Genomic DNA, 21,870 nt, shown 5'->3' on the forward strand with positions numbered 1-21,870 from the left:
GAGCCGATCTACCGCGTCGATCGGACGCCGGGACCAGCGGTGACGTTTTTCCGCCAGGTGGCGCTGTACCAGGGGAGCCCGCATGCGGTGTGAGGGCGGAACGAGGGGTCGGTGGTCTTCGGATGATGGACGCGGAGGACCTCGACGCCGTCGTGATCGCGGCACAGTCGGGTGACGAGCAGGCGTTCCGTCTCCTCTACCGGACACAGCAGCCGGCGCTGCTGCGTTACCTGCGGATCCTGGTCGGTGAGGACGCCGAGGACGTCGCCTCCGAGGCCTGGCTGCAGATCGCCCGGGACCTGCGGACGTTCTCCGGCGACTTCGACGGATTCCGGGGCTGGACCGCGACGATCGCCCGGCACCGGGCCATGGACCTGCTGCGTTCCCAGCGCCGCCGACCACAGCCGGCGGCCGCTGACGAGTTCCTGGCCGAGCTGCGCGCCGCCGACGACACCGCCGACCGCGCCCTGGAACTGGTCACCACCGACGCCGCGGTCGCGCTGATCGCCGCGCTGCCCCCGGAGCAGGCCGAGGCGGTGATGCTGCGGGTGGTGGTCGGCCTGGACGCGAAGAGCACCGGGAAGATCCTCGGACGGCGGGCGGGCGCCATCCGTACCGCCGCCTATCGGGGTTTGAAGAACCTCGCCGCCCGCCTGGCCCAGCCCGCACAGCCTCCACCTGAGCAGCGCAGATCCGCCTCGTGGAGCAACCCGGTGACAACTTCGGCGGCGCCGGCGCTGAAGGAGATGAGATGACCAGCCCCGAGGAGTGGACCCCGATGGACCGGAAGACCGCAGACAGTCTGCTGCGCGGTGACCGGACCGGGCATGCCCTCGATCGGGTGCTGGCCGCCGCACAGGCCCCCGCGACCGCGGCCGAGCTGGCCGGGGAGGCCGACGCGATGGCGGCGTTCCGGGCCGCCGCGCAGGCCCCGGCGAAACACCGCAAGCGGCCGTCGGTGATCCAGTCCTGCCTGACCCGGATGCTGACCCTCAAGGTCGCCGCGGTCGCCTTCGCCACCAGCGCGACAGTCGGCGGAATGGCCCTGGCCGCGAACACCGGCGCCCTGCACGAGGCCACCTTCAGCGCCCCGGAGCCGTCGGCGACCGCCACGTCCGAAGCCGCGCAGGTCTCGCCGCCGGTCTCACCGACCGTCTCACCCCCGGCGCAAGTCGGCACCACATCGTCGGCGACTCCGAAGAAAAGAGTGACCGACACCGATCTGTGCACCGATTTCCAGCGGAACCACGAGCGTTTCCGGGAGCAGGTGCGGCGCGCCGGGAAGAACCAGGTCGAGATGGAACGAACCTGCCGCACCCGGGCCGGCGCACCGAACACGTCACCCAGCGCCCGCCAGCCCTCCCGGGAACCGTTCCGGGATCGCAACGGTGGCGGAACGAGAACCCCCGAACGGGAGCCGCAACAAGGGGGTGGAAACACCGGCGGAGCGGGACAACCGCACCGCTGACACAAGCCGGCACTCGGCGGACCGGATCTGGGGAACGGGCGGTCCGCCGGGTGCCTTGAACGGTCGGTCATCGGCTGGGTCGCCCCCACTCAGCACACGATGATCGCACCAGCCAGGCGGTGACGGCTCGGACACCGTCACCGCCTGGCGCCACGAAAAAAGGGGCCCCTCCGCGAGGGGCCCCTTTTTTCGAGCTGTCTACAGCGCGCCGAGGTAGCGCTGGCGCTCGTACGGCGTGACCTCGCGGCGGAACTGCTCCCACTCGGCCCGCTTGTTGCGCAGGAAGAAGTCGAAGACGTGCTCACCGAGCACCTCGGCGACCAGCTCCGAACCGGCCATCACGTCGATCGCCTCGGCCAGGTTCTCCGGCAGCGCCTCGTAACCGGCGGCCTTGCGCTCGGCCGGCGACAGCGACCACACGTCGTCCTCGGCGCCCGGAGGCAGCTCGTAGCCCTCCTCGATGCCTTTGAGACCGGCGCCGAGCATGACCGCGAACGCCAGGTAGGGGTTGGCCGCCGAGTCGATCGACCGGACCTCGACCCGGGCCGAGCTGGGCTTGCCGAACGCGGGCACCCGGACCAGCGCCGACCGGTTCAGGTGGCCCCAGCTCACGAACGCCGGCGACTCGGTGATCCGGTCCGGCAGCTGGAGCGGGAACAGCCGCTTGTACGAGTTGACCCACTGGTTGGTGACCGCGGTGATCTCCCGGGCGTGCACCAGCAGACCGGCGATGAACGAGCGGGCCGTCTTCGACAGCTTCTGCGGGTCCTCGCTGTCGTAGAAGGCGTTGCGCTCGCCCTCCATCAGCGACAGGTGGGTGTGCATGCCGGAGCCGGGCTGATCGGTGTACGGCTTCGGCATGAAGGTGGCCTTGACGCCCTGGGAGAGCGCGACCTCCTTCACCACGTGCCGGAACGTCATGATGTTGTCGGCGGTGGTGAGCGCGTCCGCGTAACGCAGGTCGATCTCCTGCTGGCCGGGCGCGACCTCGTGGTGGCTGAACTCGACCGAGATGCCGATCCGCTCCAGCGCGAGCACGGCCTGCCGCCGGAAGTCGCGGGCCACCGCGTGGGTGGTGTGGTCGAAGTAGCCGCCGCTGTCCACCGGGATCGGCACCGAGCCGTCGTTCTCCCCGTCCTGGATCAGGAAGAACTCGACCTCGGGGTGGGTGTAGAAGGTGAAGCCCTTCTCCGCGGCCTTGGCCAGCGAACGCCGCAGCACGTGGCGCGGGTCGGCCCAGGCGGCGCTGCCGTCGGGCAGCAGGATGTCGCAGAACATCCGGGCGCTCTCGCCGGAGACGCCGCCCTCGAACGGGAAGACCTGGAAGGTGGTCGGGTCCGGCATGGCCACCATGTCCGACTCGAAGACCCGGGCGAAGCCCTCGATCGCCGAGCCGTCGATGCCGATGCCCTCCTCGAAGGCGGACTCCAGCTCAGCCGGGGCGACCGAGACGCTCTTGAGCGTGCCGAGCACATCGGTGAACCAGAGACGCACGAAACGGATGTCGCGCTCCTCGAGCGTGCGAAGCACGAACTCCTGCTGTCGGTCCACTTCCACCCCTAGTCCGGATGCCTACCTATCGAGCCGAGACTACGCTGTTCACGGCTTGTGACGTCGGTCCGGGTCAGGATCAAACCGGCCGTCCACGGGCAAGAATATGGGGATGCCCACGCTGCGCATCGCTCTCGCCCAGGTGAACTCGACAGTCGGCGACATTCCCGGCAATGTGGCGGCGGTCCGCCGCTGGTCACAGGAGGCCGCCGCGGCCGGCGCGCACCTGGTGGCGTTCCCGGAGATGATGCTGACCGGCTACCCGATCGAGGATCTGGTCTTCCGCAACTCGTTCGTCGACGCCTCCCGGCAGGCGCTCGCCACCCTCGCCGCTGACCTGGCCGCCGACGGTCTCGGCGAGCTGGCCGTCGTGGTCGGCTATGTGGACGCCGACGGCCCGCCGGCGATCAGCTCGGACGCGGTGCCCGGTGTCGGGCGGCGGGACGCGTCCGCGCTGCTGCACCGGGGCGCGGTCGTCGCCACCTACTACAAGCACCACCTGCCCAACTACGGCGTCTTCGACGAGGACCGCTACTTCGAGCCCGGCGACACCCTCACCGTGGTGCGGCTCGGCGGGGTCGACGTCGCCCTCACCGTCTGCGAGGACATCTGGCAGGCCGGGGGGCCGTTCACCGCGGCGCGGCGGGCCGGCGTCGGGCTGGTGGTCAACATCAACGCCTCGCCGTACGAGTTGAACAAGGACGACGTGCGACTCGCCCTGGTGCAGCGGCGCGCCGTGGAGGCCGGGGCGACTGTCGCGTTCGTCAACATGGTCGGCGGGCAGGACGAGCTGGTCTTCGACGGCGACTCGATGATCGTGTCGGCGTCCGGGGAGCTGCTGGCGCGTACCGGCCAGTTCACCGAGGAACTCCTGGTCCACGACCTGTCGCTGCCGGCGGCCCCGACCTCGGCGGCGACCGCGGCAGCGGCGGCGCTGGCGGCTCTCGCGGAGGACCCGGCTGTCGTTCCCAGCGACGGCATGGCCATCCAGCGGACGACCATCGACAGCGACATCGCCGACGTCTCCGATACCCGGGACGGTGGCGTCGCCGAGCGGATCGAGGACGAGGCCGAGATCTGGTCCGCCCTGGTCCTGGGCCTGCGCGACTACGTGGACAAGAACCGCTTCCGCTCGGTGGTCCTCGGCCTCTCCGGCGGCATCGACTCGGCTGTCGTCGCGGCCATCGCGGTGGACGCCCTCGGCCCGGAGCGGGTCACCGGTGTCTCGCTGCCCAGCGGCTTCTCCTCCGGCCACTCCAAGGACGACGCCGCCGACCTGGCCAAACGCACCGGACTGGACTACCGGGTCGAGCCGATCCAGCCGATGGTCGACGCGTTCCTGGCGAACATGTCGCTCTCCGGGCTGGCCGTGGAGAACCTGCAGGCCCGGGTCCGCGGCGTGATCCTGATGGCGCTCTCGAACCAGGACGGCCACCTGGTGCTGACCACCGGGAACAAGAGCGAGCTGGCCGTCGGGTACTCAACTCTGTACGGGGATTCGGTCGGTGGGTTCAACCCGCTGAAGGACGTACCGAAAACCATGGTGTGGAATCTGGCTCGTTGGCGGAACACGCAGGGCGATGCCCCGATCCCGGAGAATTCGATCACCAAGGAGCCCAGTGCCGAGCTGCGGCCGGATCAGAAGGACTCGGATTCGCTGCCGGACTACGCGATCCTCGACCCGATCATCAAGGGTTACGTCGACCACGACCTGGGCCGGGACGAGCTGATCGCGGCCGGTAACGACGCGGCGCTGGTGGACCGCACGCTACGGATGATCGACCTGGCCGAGTACAAGCGCCGGCAGTCCGCGCCGGGCACCAAGATCTCCGGAAAGGCCTTCGGCCGTGACCGTCGTCTCCCTATCACGAACTTGTTTCGCGAGGGCCGGTGAAGTGTAACGATGGGCGGACCCGGGGACCGCATCCGAGCGGCCTCGAGGGAGGAGTCTGACCATGTCGGAGATCCCGACCCTGTACGGCGGTCCCGCCACACGCCGCGTCCGCACCCGTGACCTGCTGAACGCGAAGGCTCGCGGCGACCGCTGGCCGATGCTCACGTCGTACGACATGTACACCGCCCAGATCTTCGACCAGGCCGGCGTGCCGGTGCTGCTCGTCGGCGACTCGGCCGCCAACAACGTCTTCGGTCACGAGACCACCATCCCGGTCACCGTCGAGGAGATGTTGTCGCTGGTCCGGGCGGTGGTACGAGCCACCAAGACCCCGCTGATCGTCGGCGACCTGCCGTTCGGCAGCTACGAGGAGAGCCCCACCCAGGCGCTGCGCACCGCCGTCCGGTTCATGAAGGAGGGCGGCTGCCACGCGGTGAAACTGGAGGGCGGCCGCCGGATGGCCCCGCAGATCGAGGCGATCACCGGCGCCGGCATCCCGGTGATGGCGCACATCGGTTTCACCCCGCAGCGCGAGCACACCATCGGCGGCTACCGGGTGCAGGGCCGGGAGAACGAGGGCGCCGAGGTGATCGCGGACGCCCGGGCGGTCACCGAGGCCGGGGCGTTCGCCGTGGTCCTGGAGATGGTTCCCGGCGACGTGGCCAAGCAGATCACCAAGGAGCTGCCGATCCCCACGGTCGGCATCGGCGCCGGCCCGGACACCGACGCCCAGGTCCTGGTCTGGCAGGACATGGCCGGGCTGCGGACCGGCAAGGCCCCGCGGTTCGTCAAGCGCTACGCCGACCTGGCCGGCGCGTTGACCGAGGCCACCCGCCAGTTCGCCGACGAGGTCCGCTCCGGTGAGTTCCCGGCCCAGGAGCACACCTTCTAAAGACCCTTCTTCGGGTACGGGGGAACGCGGCCCACAAACGCAGCGTTCCCCCATCGCCGTGAGCCGCACCCGCGGGCCCCGCTCATCAGGCTTTTTTCGTCTCTCAGGCTTTTCGTCTCTCAGGCCTTCTCGAAACCGACCGTCCGGGATTCCGGGTCGGCGGCCGTCAAGCGCACCCGGATCCGCTGTCCGAGCGGCAGGTCGCCCACACATTTGGCGCGCACCGCCGGATCGTCCAGCGCGATGGTGCCCCCGGCCGGCCGTTTCGCCGTGGCCTCGGCCCGGTCCAGCACCGCCGCGTCGAACTGCTCCCCGACCCGCCCCTGCAGCAGCACCGCCTCGGCCAGGTCGATCGCCCCACGATCGGCGGCCGACGCGACCCGGTCGGTCGACGACATCGCCTTCGGCAGCCGGGGCAGCGCCGCCGACACCCACTCCGGAACCGGCCGTCCCGCGTGCAACGACAGGCAGATCTCCGTCGCGTACCGGTCGGCCAGCCGCCGCAGCGGGGCGGTGACGTGCGCGTACGGCGCCCCGACCCCGCCGTGCCCGGCCTCGGCCGGCCCCGGCACCGCCGACAGCCCGGTCCCGTTCCGCCCGGCATCCGGCGGCCCGGCCGGCACGGTGGCGTCGAACGCGGTGTAGCCGGCGCCCCGCAGCAGCTCAGCGGCCTGATCGAGGAAGGCGGCCCCGCGCGGATCAGCCGGGTCGACAGCGGCCACCACCGCACCGACGGAGGCCCCGTCCGGCCAGGTGATCCCGAGCGGCGCGGCGGCGGCCCGCAGCGTCTCGACGGCTTCCGGTTTCGGCGACGGCATGGTCCGCAGCAGCCCGATCCCGCCCCGCAGCATGATCCCGGCCGCGGCCATCCCGGTGAGCAGCGAGATCTGCGCGTTGTGCTCCTCGACCGGCAGGGGCGCCCGCAGCACCAGCCGCCACCCGCCACCGTCGTGTTCGGGTTCCCGTTCGAGCTCCTGCGAGGGCAGCGGAAGGTTCACGGCGCCCCGGTCGGCGGCCCGCCCGGCGAGCAGCGCCCCGATCTCCGGCAGCAGAGCCAGAGCCTCCGGAACGGTGCCGGCGTCGATCTGCCGCTGCACCCCCGCATAGTCCAGCTTGGCCCGGCTGCGAACCCGGGCCCGCTCGACGTCGACGGCCACGGTCTCCCCGCTGCTGTCGAGATCGATGGTCCAGACCACGGCGGCGCGTTCCCCATCCGGCAGAAGACTGACCGCGTCCTCACTGAGCACCGGCGGATGCAGAGGAACCCGCCCGTCCGGCAGATAGATCGTCTGCCCCCGGACCCAGCTCTCCGCTTCGACCGCCCCACCCGGCCGCACGTAGGAGGCGACGTCGGCGATCGCATACCGAACCCGATAACCACCACCGTCGAGCCGGCTCAGATGCATGGCCTGATCCAGGTCCCGGGACGAGGCCGGATCAAGCGTCACAAATGCGACATCGGTCCGATCCACCGACGGCAGCGGAGTCTCGGTCACCGCTGCCCCGGCCTCGGCAAGCACATTCTCCGGAAACACATCCGGCAGCCCAAGTTCCCGCCGCAGCCCGGAGAAGTCAATATGCGGCGCCACCACCCGTTTGATCGGCACGCCACATTCCTACCCCACAACCACAGCCCCATCCCAGCCCAGAGGCAACAAGCCCCCCGCCGAGCCCAGGCCCACACACCACTTCCCCACCGAACCGCAGTCACGTGGTGGACCCGACCCCGACAGCCCCGACCCCACCACGCCCCACCCCACCACAGACGTCCCACCAACAAGCCCACCGGCGTCCCACCAACAGCCCTCCGGCGTTCCCACCGACCAGCCCCGGCGTTTCCACCGACCAGCCCATCAATGTGCCCCGCCGACCAGCCCTCGGCATTCCCGCCAACCGGCCCACCATTCCCGCCGGTCTCGGCCCCTATCGCCGACGAGACGCCCGCACTACCTCGCCGTCAGCGGCGGTCCGGCCACCTCGAGCACTTCCCGCCGCACGCCCGGAAGCCCCGACGTTGTCCCCCGAGGTCCGCGAAACCCGTGCAGCCTTGGCCACATTGCCACCAGCACGCCCGGCCCCCGCAGCCACCGACTTGTTGACCGACCGCCCGGCCCCACTCTTGGAGTTCCCGGCTTTCCCACCAGACACAGCCGCCTTACCAGCGGTCACCCTGGCCTGGGTCGCCTTACCACCGGTCGCCTTGCTCGCAGATGCCCTGCCCGGAGCCGCCTTACTCGCCGTCGCCTTGCTCGCGGACGCCCTAGCCGGACCAGCCTCGCTCGCGGTGGTCTTGGCCCCAGTCGCCCTCCTCGCGGTCGCCTTGACCGCGGTCGCAGGTCGCCCACCGGCCGCCTTAGCAGAGGCCGCCTTAGCAACCCCGCCCTTGGCCACCGAGCCCGGAGCCGCCGCAACCTTCGCAGCCGAAGCCTTAGAGGCTGCGGCCCGCCCACCCGAGACCTTCGAACCAGTCACCTTCGAACCAGAAGCCACGGCAGCCGAGCCCCTCCCCACCGCCGCTTTCGCGCCAGTCGCCTTTGAGCCCACCACTTTCGCACCCACAGCTTTTGCAGCCGTGGCTCTCGAACCCGTGGCCTTGACCGCCGCACCCTTGGCAGTCGTGGCTTTCGCACCAGAGACCTTGGTAGCAACAGCCTTAGTAGCAGCAGCCTTGGTAGCAGCAGCCTTGGTAGCAGCAGCCTTGGCCGCCCCCACCCTCAAAGCCCCCGCCCCACCCCGAGCCCCAGCACTCTTCACCGTCCCAGCCTTCGAAGCAGCAGAATTCGCAGCGGCAGCTTTCGAAGTACCAGCCCTCGCTCCGCCCCGCACCCCACCAGCCTTAGCCGACCCAGCCTTCACCGCGGCACCGTTGGCCGAGTTCGTCCTACTCGCAGCAGCTTTCGTCGCGGTGGCCTTGACCCCGCCGGCCTTGGCCGCGGTAGCTTTCGCCCCGGCAACGTTCGTCCCAGCAGCCTTTGTAGCGGCAGCTTTCGTCGCGGCGACCTTCGTCCCAGCAGCCTTCGTAGCGGCGGCTTTCGTAGCGGCGGCTTTCGTGGGCGTTGCTTTGGTCGGCGTCGCCTTGGCTGCGGCCTTCTTGCCAGCGCTCACACCCGAAGCCGCAGCCCTACCCGAACCGCCTCCACCAGCCGCCGCCTTCTTCACCGCCGCACCCTGAGTGGCAACGGCTTTCGCTTTCCCAACAGCGGCCCTACCAACAGTCGCCGCACCCGCCGCCTTGCCGGCCGCCGTTTTAGAAGCCCCACTCTTACTAGCCACCGCGTTAGAAGGCCTAGCTACCGCTTTAGAAGGCGCACCTTTACTCGCTGCCGCCTTCGGGGTCGCAGCTTTAGTAGCCGTCGCCTTGGAAGCCGCGACTTTGGTGGCCACCGCCTTGCCACCTGTCGCTTTAGACGCCGTGCCCCTACTCGCTGCCGGCTTGCTCGCTGTCGCTCTAGCAGCCGTAGCCTTGGTTCCTGCCGCCTTGCTACCCGTAGCCTTGGCCCCAGTCGCCTTGGCAGTCACAGCCTTAGTCGCCGTCGCCTTAACCCCCGGCGCCACTTTGGACCCTGCCGACCTAGACGGAGCAACCTTGGTTCCAGCGACCTTGGTTCCCGCGACCTTGGTCGCTGTCGCCTTGGTAGCTGTCGCCTTGGACGCGCTGGCCTTGCTACCTGCCGTCTTAGCGGCCGTAGCCTTGGCCGCCGCGCTCTTGGCAGCCGTTGCCGTAGCCAACGCTGACTTAGCACCGGTCGCCTTGGGCAACGCAGCCTTGGCCGTGGTGGCCTTGGTGCTCGTCGCCTTGGGTGACGCCGCCCTGGCCGTGGTGGCCTTAGTCCCCGCCGTCTTGGTGCCCGCCGTCTTGGTACCCGTCGCTTTGGTGCCCGTCGCCTTGGGCGCGGAGTTCCTTGCGGTCGTCCCTCCGGAGGTGGCCTTGCTCCCCTTGGCCCTACTGGCGGTAGCCTTGGTCGCGGCTGTTTTGCCAGCAGTCCGGGTTCCGGCAGTAGCCCCAGCGTTCGAAGCACCTGCTTCTTCAACCTCGGCCGCCTCGGTTCCGTCGACCTGCGCCGCGACGCCCGAACCCGACGTCGCCGACCTCGCCGCCGCCGACTTCGCCGCGGCAGACCTCGCAGCAGACTTCCTAGGTACTGCGGACTTCCGCGAAGCACCCGCCCGAGCCGTCGAAGCCTGAGACCCAGAGGCCATCGCCGCCCCGGCCGGCAAACCCTGGTCGCCGAGTTCCCCCTCCGAGTCGGTCACCTCCGCAAGATCTTCGCTGAGCTCCTCGTCCTCGTCGCTCGCGTCGTCCTCGTCCTCGTCGTCCTCGCCGTCGTCGTCGCTGGTCCCGGCAACGCCTCGGACGGATCGTCCCCCGGCTGCGGCCTGGATGCTGTCGTCACCGGGCGACATGTCGTCCCGGTCGTCATCCTGGTCGTCGTTCCGGTCATCGTCCGAGTCGTCGTCGTACTCGTCGTCGAGATCGTCCTGGGCCAGGCTGCCGGGGTCGAGTTCGCCGACGGTTTCGCTGCTCGTACCGGCCAGGCCACCCGAGCTGATCCCGCTGGAAGCGGCGGCGATCCGGCGCCGAAGTTCGTCGGCGGTAGCCTCTTCGGAGGGGGCACCAGCTTCGGTGGTTGCCAGTTCGCGGCCGTCCGCACCGGAGATCCGGGCAAGAGTGGACACCCATCCCGACTCGACGGCGTCGGCGGGCCCGCTGTAGTCCGTTCCGGAACCATCGGCCGGATCGTCAGCCCCGAGCGCCTCCAGGTCAGGCCGGTCGGCCCCCCACTGGTCGGATTCCTGATCCGGTCCATCCGAACCACGGTCACCCGGGAACCATCCCCCGACAAGAGTCTTGTCAGCCAGATCACCGGCGTCGACGGCGTCTTCTTCCACATCATCCTGAAAACCGGAGACAACCTGATCCGGACGCATACGCTCAGAAAGATAAGCGGCGGTACGACTGGTCTCCTCGTCCCGCTCATCACTCCCGGTGGAGACGGTCACCTGGTTCCGAGGCAGGCTACTCATAGCAGCAGCCACCCGCCGAGCCCCACCACGCCCAGCCTGCCCAACACGCGCCGCCTGCCCGACACGGCCTACCTGGCTTGCACGCGACGCCTGGCCGGATCGTCCGGACTGCCCGGCCCGATCTCCGTCACCTTCGGTCCCGATCAGAACCGTGACCCCGGCGCCGGTTGTCTTCCTCCCGCTCTTGCCGGGATCCCGCCGCCCACCCGAAACTCCACTGGCCTTACCGCCACCACTGCCAGCTGTCGCGTTCGCGGACTGCCGTGCTGCGGAACGCTTGAGTTCCACAACATTCCCGGCAGCAGCCTTCCCCGAGGTGCTCTTCCCAGCAGCGGCGCTTCTGGTCGCAGACTTCCCGCCGACAACTTTCGCAGCAACGGCTTTGCCAGCGGATGCTTTCGCGGTAACGGTCTTCCCGGCAGGCGTCTTCGCAGCGACAGCCTTGCCGACGGAGGCCTTCGCGGCAGCGGTCTTTCCGGCGGGTGCCTTCGCGGCAACGGTCTTCCCTGCGGGAACCTTCGCCGCGAGAGCCTTGCCGGCGGACGCCTGAGCCCCGCCTACGCGGCCAGCCGGAGTCTTGGCTGCGACAGCCTTACCAGCAGGCGCTTTCAGTGCAACGGCCTTACCCGCTACGGCTTTCGAAGTGGAAGGCTTACCGGCAGGGGCCTTTGCCGTGACAGCTTTCCGAGCCAGACCTTTCGCTGCGACAGTCTTGGCTGCGTGACCTCTTCCGGCAACAGCCTTCCTCGCAGCGGTCGTCACGTTCGTGCTGGCCATCGCCGTGGGAGCCTTCGTGCCGGCTTTCGCCGTGAGGGCTTTCACTGTGGGGGCCTTCGTGCCGACTTTCGACGTGGGGGCCTTCGCTGTGAGGGCCTTCGTGCTGGCCTTCGGCGTGGGGGCCTTTTCTGTTGCAGCCTTCGGGGCAGTCCTTGTCGTGGAGGGTTTTGCCGTGCCTACGGTTGCGGCGATGCCTTTGGTAGGCGTGTTCTTTGATGTCATGGCCTTGGAACCGGGGCTCTTTCCGGCGGCGCCCTTGACTGCGGCGCTCTTTCCGGCCAATGCTTTCGCGGCCAGGCTCTTCGCGGCGGGAGCCAGCACGACGGTCTTTCCCGTCAGTGGGGAGACCACGGTGCTACGCCCCAAACTGATGGGGGCCTTGCCCTTGCCGATCGACGACTTCCCGACCGGCGCTTTGGGAGTCGTGGGCTTCTTCGCCGTCGTGGGCGTAGGCTTTCCGATCGGGGCTTTCACCGTCTTCTTGGGTGCCGAGGCGGAACTGCTCGCTGCTACGGTCGCCGGGCTCGTCTTCGGACCGGTTTTCGCGGTGTCTTTCGAAGTGGTCTTCGGGGTGGGCTTCGAAGCGCTCTTCGGGCTGGTCGTCGAACCGGTGCGCTGCGTCGTCACCTTCGCGGCAGCACTGGTTCCACTCTTGGCGGCTACGGTTCCACTCTTGGCGGCGCCGGTCCCACTCTTTGCAGCGCCGCTTCCACTCTTTGCCGGGTCGATTCCGGTTCTGGCGGCCACGTTTCCGGTTTTGCCGGAGCGGGGAGCTACCACCGACGTCTTGGTCAGCGGAACCGTCTTGGTCGTGGGTGCCTTCACCGCTTTGCCGGACGGCACCCTGGCCACGACCGGTTTCACACCGGACGACTTGGCGGCAACCGTTCGAGCGGCGGCGGGCTTCGGGACTGTCCTTCCCGCAACGGCGGTTTTCGCTGATGCTGGTTTGGCCGGCATGGTCTTGCCGCTCGGTACCCGCGGCTTCACGATCGGGGCGGCAGCCGTTGTTTTCCGGCGCGTATCGGTAACGGCAGCGCTCTTGGCGGCAGCGTTGCTCTTGGCAGCAGTGGTGCTCTTGGTAGCAATGGTGCTCTTGGCAGTAGTGGCGCTCTTGGCGGCGCTGGCGTTCCGGGCGCTTCCCGCATTTGCGGCAACGGCGGCCCTGGTCACGCTCGGGCTTTTGGTGACGGGCTGTTTCGCGGCGACGGTCCGCTGGGACGTCGGGGACTGTTTTGACGCAACGGTCCGCTGAGACATCGGGGACTGTCTTGATGCAACGGTCCGCTGAGATGTTGCGGACTGTTTTGTGGCGACGGTTCGCTGGGAACTCGTGGGCTGTTTCACCACAGTGGTCGGTTGTGCCGCCTTGCTCGCCTTCGCAACGGTGGCAATCGGCTTGGTTTTCGCCGCGGCCGGTTTGGGGGCAGGCTTCACCGCAGCGGCTTTAGCGGCAGAAGGCTTCGCCACAACCGACTTGGTGGCGGCAGGATTTGCCGCAACTGACTTAGCGGTGGCAGATCTCGCCGCACTCGTCTTGGTCGCGGTGGGCCTCGCCGCACTCGGCTTGGTGGCGGTTGACCTCACCGAAGCTGACTTGGCCGCAGTCGGTTTGGCGGCAACGGGCCTCGCTGCAGCCGGCTTGGTCGCGGCCGGTCTCGACGCAGTCGATTTGGGGGCGGCAGACTTCGGCGCGACCGGCTTGGCCGCCGGCTTGAGGGCTGCGGACTTGTATGCCGCGGGCTTGGCGACTGCGGGCTTGGGGGCTGCAGGCTTGGGGGCTGCAGGCTTGGGGGCTGCAGGCTTGGCGACCGCGGACTTGAGGGCTGCAGGCTTGGGGGCTGCAGGCTTGGCGACCGCGGACTTGAGGGCTGCGGGCTTGGTTGTGGAGCGGGCTGCCTGGCGAGGGGCGGTTCCCGGGGAAGGGTTGGTGACGGTGGTTCGGGTGGCCGTACCGGCAACCGGGTTTGATCGGGGGTTGGGGCCCGTGCCGGAGGCAGCGTGCCTTGTCGAAGCCTTTTTGGCAGCGGGCATCGAGGTGTTTCCTTTCGAATGACTGCGGGCACGTCGGCGCCGGGTGAGGACTCGCCGGGAACGGCGGTCTACGTCAGCTGGCTTCCCCTGTCCAGCGGGCGTCCTCGGCATCCCACTCGGCATTGCGCTTCTCGACCGTCTCGAGTGCCCGCGTCGCTTCGTCAGCCGTGGCGTAGGGACCGAGCCGGTATTGAGCGGGGCACACGTCGTCGCCGCTCTCCACGCGGTGGTCGCGGAGGCACCAGAAGTAGCCTGCTCCGCCCAGCCCACTGTCGTTCATTCCATCACTGTGCCGCTAAAACTGACCAAGTGCTACCGATTCAGCCAAAATGTCCAAGATTTCCCTTGTAGCGCACACGAAAGCCCACCATGGGCACGAAAGCCCGCGACGGCTAGGCCGCGGCAGGCGCCGGCGGCGGCAGGCGGCAGGCAGCGGCAGGCGGCAGGCAGCGGCAGGAGGCAGGCAGCGGCAGGCGGCAGGCAGCGGCAGGAGGGAAGGCCGCCACCCGAGGGGACGGAGAAGAAGGACATGGCCGGGCCGTCCGAGGAGGGGAAGCCACGGCCAGAGCAACGAAGGGAAGAAACGCGGTCAGGACAGCGAAAGGAGGAAGGGCGGCGAGAGGAGGGGCGGCGAAAGGAGGGCGCAACCAGAGCGACGAAAAGGAAGAACGGCAGCGAGGGAAGGTGGAACGGCGCAAGAGGGAGGACAGCCGGAACGGCGAACGAGAGGAGGAGTCCCGCGGCAGACGAAGAGCCCGGCCGCGGAGGAAGGGTCCGGCCGCGGAGGAAGAGTCCGGCCGCGAAGGGAGGACGAAACGGCCCGGCGGCAGAAGGAAAGCAGCCCCGGCCGACCCGCGGAAGAAGACCGCGAACCAACCGGGGCAGCAGAGCCGAAGGTGGAGAGGTCAGCCCAGTTCGGCGGCGACCAGCTCCGCGATCTGGACCGCGTTCAGGGCCGCGCCCTTGCGGAGGTTGTCGTTGGAGATGAAGAACGACAAACCGTTCACCGCGGTCGGGTCGACCCGGAACCGGCCCACGTAGGACGGGTCGCGGCCGGCCGCCTGCAGCGGCGTGGGCACGTCGGACAGCTCGACACCGGCCGCGGACGCCAGGATCTCCTGGGCGCGGGCCGGCGGCAGCGGCCGGCTGAACCGGGCGTTGACCTGGATGGAGTGTCCGGTGAAGACCGGCACCCGCACGCAGGTGCCGGAGACCAGCAGCTCCGGCAGGTCGAGGATCTTGCGGCTCTCGTTGCGAAGCTTCTGTTCCTCGTCGGTCTCGAAGCTGCCGTCGTCGACGAACGAGCCGGCCTGCGGGATCACGTTGAACGCGATCGGCTTCGGGAACACCTTGGACTCGGGGAACTCGACGGCCGAACCGTCGTGGGTGAGCTCGGTGGCCCGGTCGGCGACCTTCTTGATCTGCTCGTCGAGCTCGGCCACACCGGCGAGCCCGGCGCCGCCGACCGCCTGGTAGGTGGTGGCGATGAAGGAGACCAGCCCGGCCTCGTCGTGCAGCGGGCGCAGCACCGGCATGGCGGCCATGGTGGTGCAGTTCGGGTTGGCGATGATCCCCTTCGGCCGGACCCGGGCCGCGGCCGGGTTGACCTCGGCGACGACGAGCGGGACATCGGGATCCATCCGGTACGCCGACGAGTTGTCGACGATGACCGCGCCGGCCTCGGCGAAGCGCGGAGCGTACTCGAGCGAACCGCCCTTGCCGGCGGAGAACAGCACGATGTCGAGGCCGGAGTAGTCGGCCGTGGCGGTGTCCTCGACGGTCACCTCGCCGTCGCCCCACGGAAGAGTGCGGCCCGCGCTGCGCGCGGAGGCGAAGAGCCGGAGCTCGGAAACAGGGAACTGGCGCTCGGCCAGGATGCGGCGCATGACGCTGCCGACCTGTCCCGTCGCCCCGACGATACCGATCCTCATAGGCACCAAAGTACGGCCTGAACAGCGAGTAAAGAAATCGCGTTGTTCATATGATGGGATTCCTATCCCACATTTGAGGACAACGGGCTTAGCGTGGTGCCCATGGCGACCTACACCCATGGACACCACGAGTCGGTCTTGCGTTCGCACCGCTGGCGCACCGCAGAGAATTCGGCGGCCTACCTGCTGCCGCATCTTTCCTCCGGAATTTCTCTGTTGGACGTCGGATGCGGCCCGGGCACCATCACCGCCGACCTGGCAGCGCATGTCACACCCGGCCGGGTGGTCGCGCTGGAGCAGACCGAGCCGGCGCTCGGCCTGGCCCGCGCGGAGATCGAGCGGCGCGGCCTGAGCGGCGTCGAGTTCACCGTCGGCGACGTGCACGCGCTCGACTTCCCGGACGGCACCTTCGACGTGGTGCACGCCCACCAGGTGCTGCAGCACGTGACCGATCCGGTCGCCGCACTGCGGGAGATGCGCCGGGTCACGAAGAAGGGTGGGGTGGTCGCGGCACGGGACAGCGACTATGCCGGGTTCACCTGGTTCCCGCTGCTGCCCGAGCTGGACGAGTGGATGGCTCTCTACCAGCGGGTGGCGCGCGGCAACGGTGGCGAGCCGGACGCCGGCCGGCGGATGCTGTCGTGGGCGCGCGCGGCCGGGTTCACCGAGGTCACGGCCACGGCGAGCGTGTGGGGCTTCGCGACCGACGAGGACCGGCAGTGGTGGGGCGGGATGTGGGCCGACCGCATCCTGAAATCGGACATGTCCGACAAAGCACTGAAGTCCGGAGCAGCGACCCAGGAGGACCTGGAGAAGATCTCGGCCGGCTGGCAAGAATGGGCCGAGGCTCGGGACGGCTGGTTCACCGTCCCACACGGCGAGATCATCTGCAGAGCCTAAAAAGCGGACAAGAAACGAAAATCTAGGACTTCGGCCGGTACGCCCAGTGCCACGACTCCCGGGCCACGTTCTCCACGAACCCGTAGTTCCGCCCGTTCTTCCGCATCCAGGACAGCGCGTCGGAGTTCAGATCCAGGTCGGTGGCCATGCCCCAGCCATGTTCGCTGGTGCCGGGCTTGGCCGCCAGCCCGCCCTGTGAGTACAGCCCTTTACGGCGGGCCAGGTCGACCTGCTCGGCGTACGGCCGGTAGGAGTCGGTGATCCCGATCTTGACCCCGTCCTTCTTGGCGTCGTCGATCATCTTGGTGAGCGACTCGGCGGCCGGCGCCCACAGTTTGTGCCGGGTGTCGCCGACCTGCCCGAGGGCCGTCGGAGGGATCTTGCCGTTCCCGTACGCGACGAGATCCTCCGGAATGCCCTTGCTGTTCAGTTTGTAGGTTTTGTCGGTGCCCTGGTTGGCCGCGACCGCGTTCCGGAGCTGGCTGGCGAAGCTGCCCTGGGCGGGCGCCGCGCCGGTCTTGGCCGACGTGGCCCCGGTCGTGGTCGTGGCCTGCTGACCCTGCAGCTGGATCATCCGGCTCTGAATACTCGCGATGCGCGAATTGACTCCCTCGATTCCGCCCACGACTTCTCGATCGGCGAGCCGGGCGGAAACTGAGGAGCAACCGGAAAATTACTCAGGACGCCGAGGCGAGATCGATCGTGTGCTGGGTGTGGGCCACCTTGGCCTGCAGATAGCGCACGTTCGCCGGGGAGGCGTGCACCGCCGTCGGCTGGACCGTGCGCACGTCGACGCCCAGGTCCCGCAGCTGCCGGGACTTGTCCGGGTTGTTGGTGAGCAGGTCGACGGTCGACGCGCCGAGGGCTTCCAGCATCTGCGCGGCGGCGGTGTAGTCCCGCTCGTCGTCGGCGTGCCCGAGGGCCCGGTTGGCCTCGTAGGTGTCCATGCCGGTGTCCTGCAGCGCGTAGGCGTCGAGCTTCGCGTACAGCCCGATGCCCCGGCCCTCCTGCCGCAGGTAGAGCAGGTAGCCGCCGGTCTCGGCGATCCGCTGGACCGCTTCGCGCAGCTGGGGGCCGCAGTCGCAGCGCTGCGAGCCGAAGACGTCGCCGGTCATGCACTCCGAGTGCAGACGGACCAATGGGACCTCGGCTCCCGCGACGTCGCCGAAAGCGAGCGCGAGATGCTCCTTGCCGTCCGACAGACTGGTGAAGGTGACCACCTCGGCGGTGGCCCGGTATCCGTCGGGGAACTCGAGCGGAACGGTGACGCGAGTACGAACCGGCATGCCCTCTCCCTGCACTTGACACTTCAAGTACGGATCGACCGTACTTGCCGGTTCATGAGGTGACCAAGGTCGCTGATCACATCGCAAGATCAACAGGGTTGGTGTTGGCGCCGCAGAGCAGCACCACCACCCGCTCCCCCGGCTCCGGCCGGTAGGCGCCGGACACCAGCGCGGCCTGCGCGGCGGCGGTGCCGTGCTCGACCACGATCCGGTGCTCGTCCCACAGATTCCGGCGGGCTTCGACGATCGCGTCGTCAGTGACCAGCACCGCGTCGATCTTCCGGGCCACAGCCAGGTCAAAAGCGATTTGTCCGGTACGCCGGGCGCCGAGCGAATCCGCGGCCGGCCCGGAGACCGGGACGTCCACCGGCTGTCCCGCCTCCAGAGCGGCATGCAGGGCGCGGGCGTTCACCGGTTCGACCGCGACCACCTTTTTATCCGGAGCCGCCGCCATCACTCCAGCGATCAGCCCGCCACCGCCGACCGCCACCAGCACGGTGTCGAAATCCGTAATTTCCGAAATTTCGCCCACCAGCGTCCCGTTGCCCGCGACCATCGCCGCATCGTCGTAGGCGTGGCAGAACTTCGCCCCCGTCTCCTGAGCCCGCACGACGGACGCCGCATAGGCCTCGGCATACTCAGCCCCGTACTGCACCACCCGGGCACCCAGCTTCCCGAGCTTCGCCACCTTGACCGGCGGCGCGGTGACCGGCACGAACACCTCGGCCGTGATCCCCAGCTCCCGGGCCGCCCAGGCGGCGGCCAACCCCGCGTTGCCCCCGGAGGCGACGACGATCCCGGCGGCCGACGGTGGATCCCCGGCGAGGATCTGGTTGAACATGCCACGCGTCTTGAACGAGCCCGCGTGCTGCAGATACTCGAGCTTGAACCACAGGTCCGGCCCGGCCTGGACGGTCGGGGTCCGCCGGATCCGGCCGTCGATGCGCTTCGAGGCGGCCTGCACGTCAGCCAGGGTGATCATGGAACCAGCCTAGGCCACGCTCCAGCTGACCCGGCTCGACGGAACCGGTAAACGCTCGCCGACCAGGCGTGCCAGGTCCAGTAATCGGTTCGAGAAGCCCCACTCGTTGTCGAACCAGCCGCGCACCTTCACCCCGCCGTCGGCGGTGGTCTGCGTGCCGGACGGGTCGAACAGGCAGGACGCCGGATTGTTCTTGACGTCGACCGAGACGGTGGGGTCCGGGTCGTACGCCAGGATCCCGCGCAGCGGCCCGGCCGCGGCCTCGGCCATCGCCCGGTTGACCTCCTCCGCCGACACCGGCCGCCCGGTCGTCCCGGACAGCTCGGCCAGCGAGCCGATCGGCGTGGGCACGCAGTAGTAGCTGTACCGCATCTCGCCGATCTCCGGCAGCGCCACCCGGACCAGGTCACCGACCACATAGTTGTGCGGGATGATGCTCTCCCCGGCGGCCCGGCCCAGCCGCGGATCGTCCCGCGACGTGCCGACCGCCGAGTCGTGCACCCGCTGCCAGCCCTGGGACGCCAGGATCACCGAGGTGTTCACCGAGCCCAGCCCGAACCGGTCGAGCAGCACCTTGGCCATCACGGTGAGCGCGTTGACCCCGCACGACGCCGGGGAGACCACGTCGTGGCCGTCCGGATCGTAGTTCTGGTGGTTCGCGCCGAAGACCAGGAACGCGTCCGGGTCGTCGGCGGAGGCGCTGATCACCACCTTGCGGGCGCCACCGTGGGTGATGTGGTGGCGGGCGGTGGTGCCGGCCCGGAACCGCCCGGTCGCCTCGATCACCACGTCCACCCCGTGGTCGGCCCACGGGATGCGTTCCGGCCGCTCGTGGTGGAAGGCACGAATGGCGTGGTCGTTGACCACCAGGTAGTCCCCACGCGCGGCCACCGTGCCCGGGAACGCGCCGCGGATGCTGTCCCGGCGCAGCCCGTAGGCCAATTTGTCGGTGGACGCGATGTCGTTCACCGCGGCGATCTGCACACCGGCGTCTGGCATGGCGGCCACGATCCGGGTCAAGCTTCGGCCGATCCGCCCGAGTCCGTTGATCCCGATCGCGACAGTCATCGAGCGCTCCTCGATTTGTTTTCCTTTGTCAGTGTTTGCCCTGTGACATGGCCGCACCCGTTCGCACCAGGGTCCACCCGCCGTCACGACACCGACACTATGAGTTGTGCAAGTTGCACGTCAACGGACGACATTCTCACAAACCCGGGCGGGCACTGTGGACAGCCGTCCGGCATGCTGGAGTGGTGCCGGTCCTCGTCTCCCACGCCAGCGCCGACGAACCCTGGGCACAGTGGATCGCCGGATCGCTGCGTGCCGCCGGTCATCCGGCCCGGCTCGACCCGGCCGACCGCGCGTTCGCCCGGCGGCTCTGCGCCGCCCCGCCCGGTCCGGATCCGGTGCTCCTGCTCCTCTCCGCCGAGCACCGCGCCACCCCCGCCGACTGGACCATGCTGGCACAGGCCCCGACTCTGGCGGGCCGACTGTTCGCGGTCCGCCTCGACGCCGGTGCGGCGCCCCGCGCCCTGCGCCCGCTCCCCTGCCGCAGCCTGCACGGACTCGACGAGGAGGAGGCCCTCGAAGTCCTGCTCGCCCTGGCCGGCGGAATCCGGCGAGAAAATTTCGGCGATTCAGGTTTACGGCCCACCGCGGAGTGGTAAACGCACGGCCCCCGAACCACCTGACGCCGGCTGGCTACCGGCCCCAGTCGCCGGGCCAGGGACCGGACGGCACTCCCGGTCCCGGCCCGGCGACGCCGCCGACAGAGGACGGCGGCCCGGCGAAAGAAACGGCGGCCCGGCGAGAGAAAACGACGAACGCCAGTGAGATGGAGATCAGTGGATGAACCCAGGGTGACGACCCACCTCAACACAGGCCGCAACGGCACGTCCGTAAGATGACGGTGCGACGGACGAGTCGGCTGGGCGGTCGCGTCGGCATCCTTCACCGGGTGCCGCCGAGGAACGTCCGGACTCCGTAGAGCAGGGTGGTTGTTAACGGCAACCCGGGGTGACCCGCGGGAAAGTGCCACAGAGAACAGACCGCCGGCACACGCTTCGGCGTGGAGCCGGTAAGGGTGAAACGGTGAGGTAAGAGCTCACCAGCACCCCGGGTGACCGGGGTGGCTAGGTAAACCCCACCCGGAGCAAGGCCAAGCAAGGTCACTGCCGCGAGGTGGTGGCCGGCGCAGGCGTTCGAGGGCTGCTCGCCCGAGCCTGCGGGTAGGCCGCAAGAGCACGCCGGCAACGGCGCGCCGAGATGGATGACCGCCTCCGGGCCCTCGGGCCCGGGACAGAATCCGGCGTACCGGCCGACTCGTCCGTCGCCCTCAGGACGCCCGGCTCATCGACTGCTCGGGGGCCCGGTGCGCGCCGGAGGACTCCAGGTCGACGCGGCCCGGGGCCAGTTCCACCCGCCCCTGGGCCAGCTCCACCCGGCCCTGGGTCAGGAAGCGGTCGAGTTCGTCCTGGTCCAGGGATTCCCGGTCGGCCCGGGCCTTGGCACGTTCGGCGGCGCGGGCGGCCTTCGCGCGGGCGGCCTCCTCGGCGGCCTCCTGCTTGGCGCGGCGGGTGGCGGCGGCTTTCGCGGCCCGTACCCGGGCGACTTCGGGGTCGAGTTTGCCTTTCGCCCGGACCTCGGTGATCACTTCGACCTCGCGGGCCTCGATGGCGGCGAAGTCGGGGCGGATCTTTCCAGCGACCCATTCGACGCCGGCGACCAGGCCGACGACCAGGGCGAAGATGATCCGCAGCCCGAGTGGGCCGGGTGCCGCGAAGTTCACCGCCGCCGAGATGATCACCACGATGGACAGGATCTTCATGGCGGCCCGTTTGGCGTCAACGGCCATCCCGGTGGTCTGGGTGATCGTCAGCATCGAGAGCATGGCCAGGTCGAACACCGCGGGCACGATCCAGGCGAACATCCCGGCGCCCAGCATCATCAGGTAGTGGGCCTGGTGCAGATAGCTGGCGGCGAGGGCGCCGACGAGGATCAGGTTGTTGGCCCGTTTGATGGTCCGGATCGCCCTGATCATGCCGGGCACGGCACCTTTGTTGTACTCGGTGGCGAACTGCTGCGTCAGGGTATGGTTCGACAACGCGGGACCCTTCCGAAACGGCGACGG

Annotated in this window: 18 protein-coding genes and 1 other RNA gene; 9 read left to right on the forward strand and 10 right to left on the reverse strand. The window is 69.2% G+C overall.

Annotated elements, in window-relative coordinates; all coding sequences use genetic code 11:
- Positions 1-122: 122 nt before the first annotated feature.
- Entirely contained in the window at positions 123-755 is a 633-nt protein-coding gene (locus Aco03nite_RS07225) for an RNA polymerase sigma factor (protein ID WP_239144971.1), read from the forward strand.
- Positions 752-1,468: a hypothetical protein gene (locus Aco03nite_RS07230; protein WP_203793986.1), complete on the forward strand. Its 717-nt coding sequence runs from the start codon at positions 752-754 to the stop codon at positions 1,466-1,468. Before Aco03nite_RS07225 ends, Aco03nite_RS07230 begins: the two co-directional genes overlap by 4 nt.
- Before the next feature lie 198 nt (positions 1,469-1,666).
- Here Aco03nite_RS07230 and glnA read toward each other — a convergent pair whose 3' ends face one another.
- Positions 1,667-3,019, reverse strand: a complete 1,353-nt coding sequence (gene glnA / locus Aco03nite_RS07235) for a type I glutamate--ammonia ligase (protein ID WP_203793987.1) — start codon at positions 3,017-3,019, stop codon at positions 1,667-1,669.
- Between the two features lie 112 nt (positions 3,020-3,131).
- On the opposite strand from glnA, the gene Aco03nite_RS07240 reads away from it, so the two are divergent.
- Both Aco03nite_RS07240 and panB read left to right on the forward strand, forming a co-directional pair.
- A complete protein-coding gene (locus Aco03nite_RS07240) occupies positions 3,132-4,913 on the forward strand; it encodes an NAD+ synthase (protein WP_203793988.1) in 1,782 nt (593 codons plus the stop codon).
- A 61-nt stretch (positions 4,914-4,974) separates the two neighbouring features.
- Positions 4,975-5,805: a 3-methyl-2-oxobutanoate hydroxymethyltransferase gene (gene panB / locus Aco03nite_RS07245; RefSeq protein ID WP_203793989.1), complete on the forward strand. Its 831-nt coding sequence runs from the start codon at positions 4,975-4,977 to the stop codon at positions 5,803-5,805.
- 119 nt (positions 5,806-5,924) lie between these two features.
- Here the strand turns inward: panB and Aco03nite_RS07250 are convergent, their stop codons facing one another.
- Both Aco03nite_RS07250 and Aco03nite_RS07255 read right to left on the reverse strand, forming a co-directional pair.
- Positions 5,925-7,412: an RNB domain-containing ribonuclease gene (locus tag Aco03nite_RS07250; RefSeq protein WP_203793990.1), complete on the reverse strand. Its 1,488-nt coding sequence runs from the start codon at positions 7,410-7,412 to the stop codon at positions 5,925-5,927.
- Positions 7,413-7,728: 316 nt separating this feature from the next.
- Positions 7,729-10,806 (reverse strand): hypothetical protein, encoded by a 3,078-nt coding sequence (locus Aco03nite_RS07255; protein WP_203793991.1) that lies wholly within the window; start codon positions 10,804-10,806, stop codon positions 7,729-7,731.
- Between the two features lie 790 nt (positions 10,807-11,596).
- On the opposite strand from Aco03nite_RS07255, the gene Aco03nite_RS07260 reads away from it, so the two are divergent.
- A complete protein-coding gene (locus Aco03nite_RS07260) occupies positions 11,597-12,862 on the forward strand; it encodes a hypothetical protein (RefSeq protein ID WP_203793992.1) in 1,266 nt (421 codons plus the stop codon).
- A 54-nt stretch (positions 12,863-12,916) separates the two neighbouring features.
- The gene (locus tag Aco03nite_RS07265; protein ID WP_203793993.1) at positions 12,917-13,663 is read left to right on the forward strand and encodes a hypothetical protein; all 747 of its coding nucleotides are present in this window, start codon (positions 12,917-12,919) and stop codon (positions 13,661-13,663) included.
- A gap of 51 nt (positions 13,664-13,714) precedes the next feature.
- Here Aco03nite_RS07265 and Aco03nite_RS07270 read toward each other — a convergent pair whose 3' ends face one another.
- Both Aco03nite_RS07270 and Aco03nite_RS07275 read right to left on the reverse strand, forming a co-directional pair.
- Complete coding sequence (locus Aco03nite_RS07270; RefSeq protein WP_106316737.1) at positions 13,715-13,921, reverse strand: hypothetical protein; 207 nt, start codon at positions 13,919-13,921, stop codon at positions 13,715-13,717.
- A gap of 625 nt (positions 13,922-14,546) precedes the next feature.
- On the reverse strand, positions 14,547-15,572 hold the full coding sequence (locus Aco03nite_RS07275) for an aspartate-semialdehyde dehydrogenase (RefSeq protein WP_203793994.1): 1,026 nt from the start codon (positions 15,570-15,572) through the stop codon (positions 14,547-14,549).
- A 102-nt stretch (positions 15,573-15,674) separates the two neighbouring features.
- Here Aco03nite_RS07275 and Aco03nite_RS07280 point away from each other — a divergent pair, with 102 nt between their 5' ends.
- On the forward strand, positions 15,675-16,472 hold the full coding sequence (locus Aco03nite_RS07280; RefSeq protein ID WP_203793995.1) for a class I SAM-dependent methyltransferase: 798 nt from the start codon (positions 15,675-15,677) through the stop codon (positions 16,470-16,472).
- 22 nt (positions 16,473-16,494) lie between these two features.
- On the opposite strand, the gene Aco03nite_RS07285 is transcribed toward Aco03nite_RS07280, so the two are convergent.
- From Aco03nite_RS07285 to Aco03nite_RS07300, 4 genes are all read right to left on the reverse strand, one after another.
- Entirely contained in the window at positions 16,495-17,046 is a 552-nt protein-coding gene (locus Aco03nite_RS07285; RefSeq protein WP_203793996.1) for a M15 family metallopeptidase, read from the reverse strand.
- A 103-nt stretch (positions 17,047-17,149) separates the two neighbouring features.
- Positions 17,150-17,758 carry a GTP cyclohydrolase II gene (locus tag Aco03nite_RS07290; RefSeq protein ID WP_203793997.1) on the reverse strand — a complete coding sequence of 203 codons (609 nt, stop codon included), beginning with the start codon at positions 17,756-17,758 and terminating at the stop codon, positions 17,150-17,152.
- Between the two features lie 76 nt (positions 17,759-17,834).
- Positions 17,835-18,740, reverse strand: coding sequence for a threonine/serine dehydratase (locus Aco03nite_RS07295; RefSeq protein WP_203793998.1), 906 nt, complete (start codon positions 18,738-18,740; stop codon positions 17,835-17,837).
- Between the two features lie 9 nt (positions 18,741-18,749).
- Positions 18,750-19,808 carry a type I glyceraldehyde-3-phosphate dehydrogenase gene (locus Aco03nite_RS07300; RefSeq protein WP_203793999.1) on the reverse strand — a complete coding sequence of 353 codons (1,059 nt, stop codon included), beginning with the start codon at positions 19,806-19,808 and terminating at the stop codon, positions 18,750-18,752.
- Positions 19,809-19,993: 185 nt separating this feature from the next.
- On the opposite strand from Aco03nite_RS07300, the gene Aco03nite_RS07305 reads away from it, so the two are divergent.
- Both Aco03nite_RS07305 and rnpB read left to right on the forward strand, forming a co-directional pair.
- Positions 19,994-20,407, forward strand: a complete 414-nt coding sequence (locus Aco03nite_RS07305; RefSeq protein ID WP_203794000.1) for a toll/interleukin-1 receptor domain-containing protein — start codon at positions 19,994-19,996, stop codon at positions 20,405-20,407.
- A gap of 252 nt (positions 20,408-20,659) precedes the next feature.
- Positions 20,660-21,069: RNase P RNA component class A (gene rnpB, locus Aco03nite_RS07310), an RNA gene on the forward strand.
- Positions 21,070-21,075: 6 nt separating this feature from the next.
- Here rnpB and Aco03nite_RS07315 read toward each other — a convergent pair.
- Entirely contained in the window at positions 21,076-21,843 is a 768-nt protein-coding gene (locus Aco03nite_RS07315) for a hypothetical protein (RefSeq protein WP_239144972.1), read from the reverse strand.
- Positions 21,844-21,870: the final 27 nt, after the last annotated feature.

The sequence above is a fragment of the Actinoplanes couchii genome (assembly GCF_016862075.1).
GTDB classification, from domain to species: Bacteria; Actinomycetota; Actinomycetes; order Mycobacteriales; family Micromonosporaceae; genus Actinoplanes; species Actinoplanes couchii.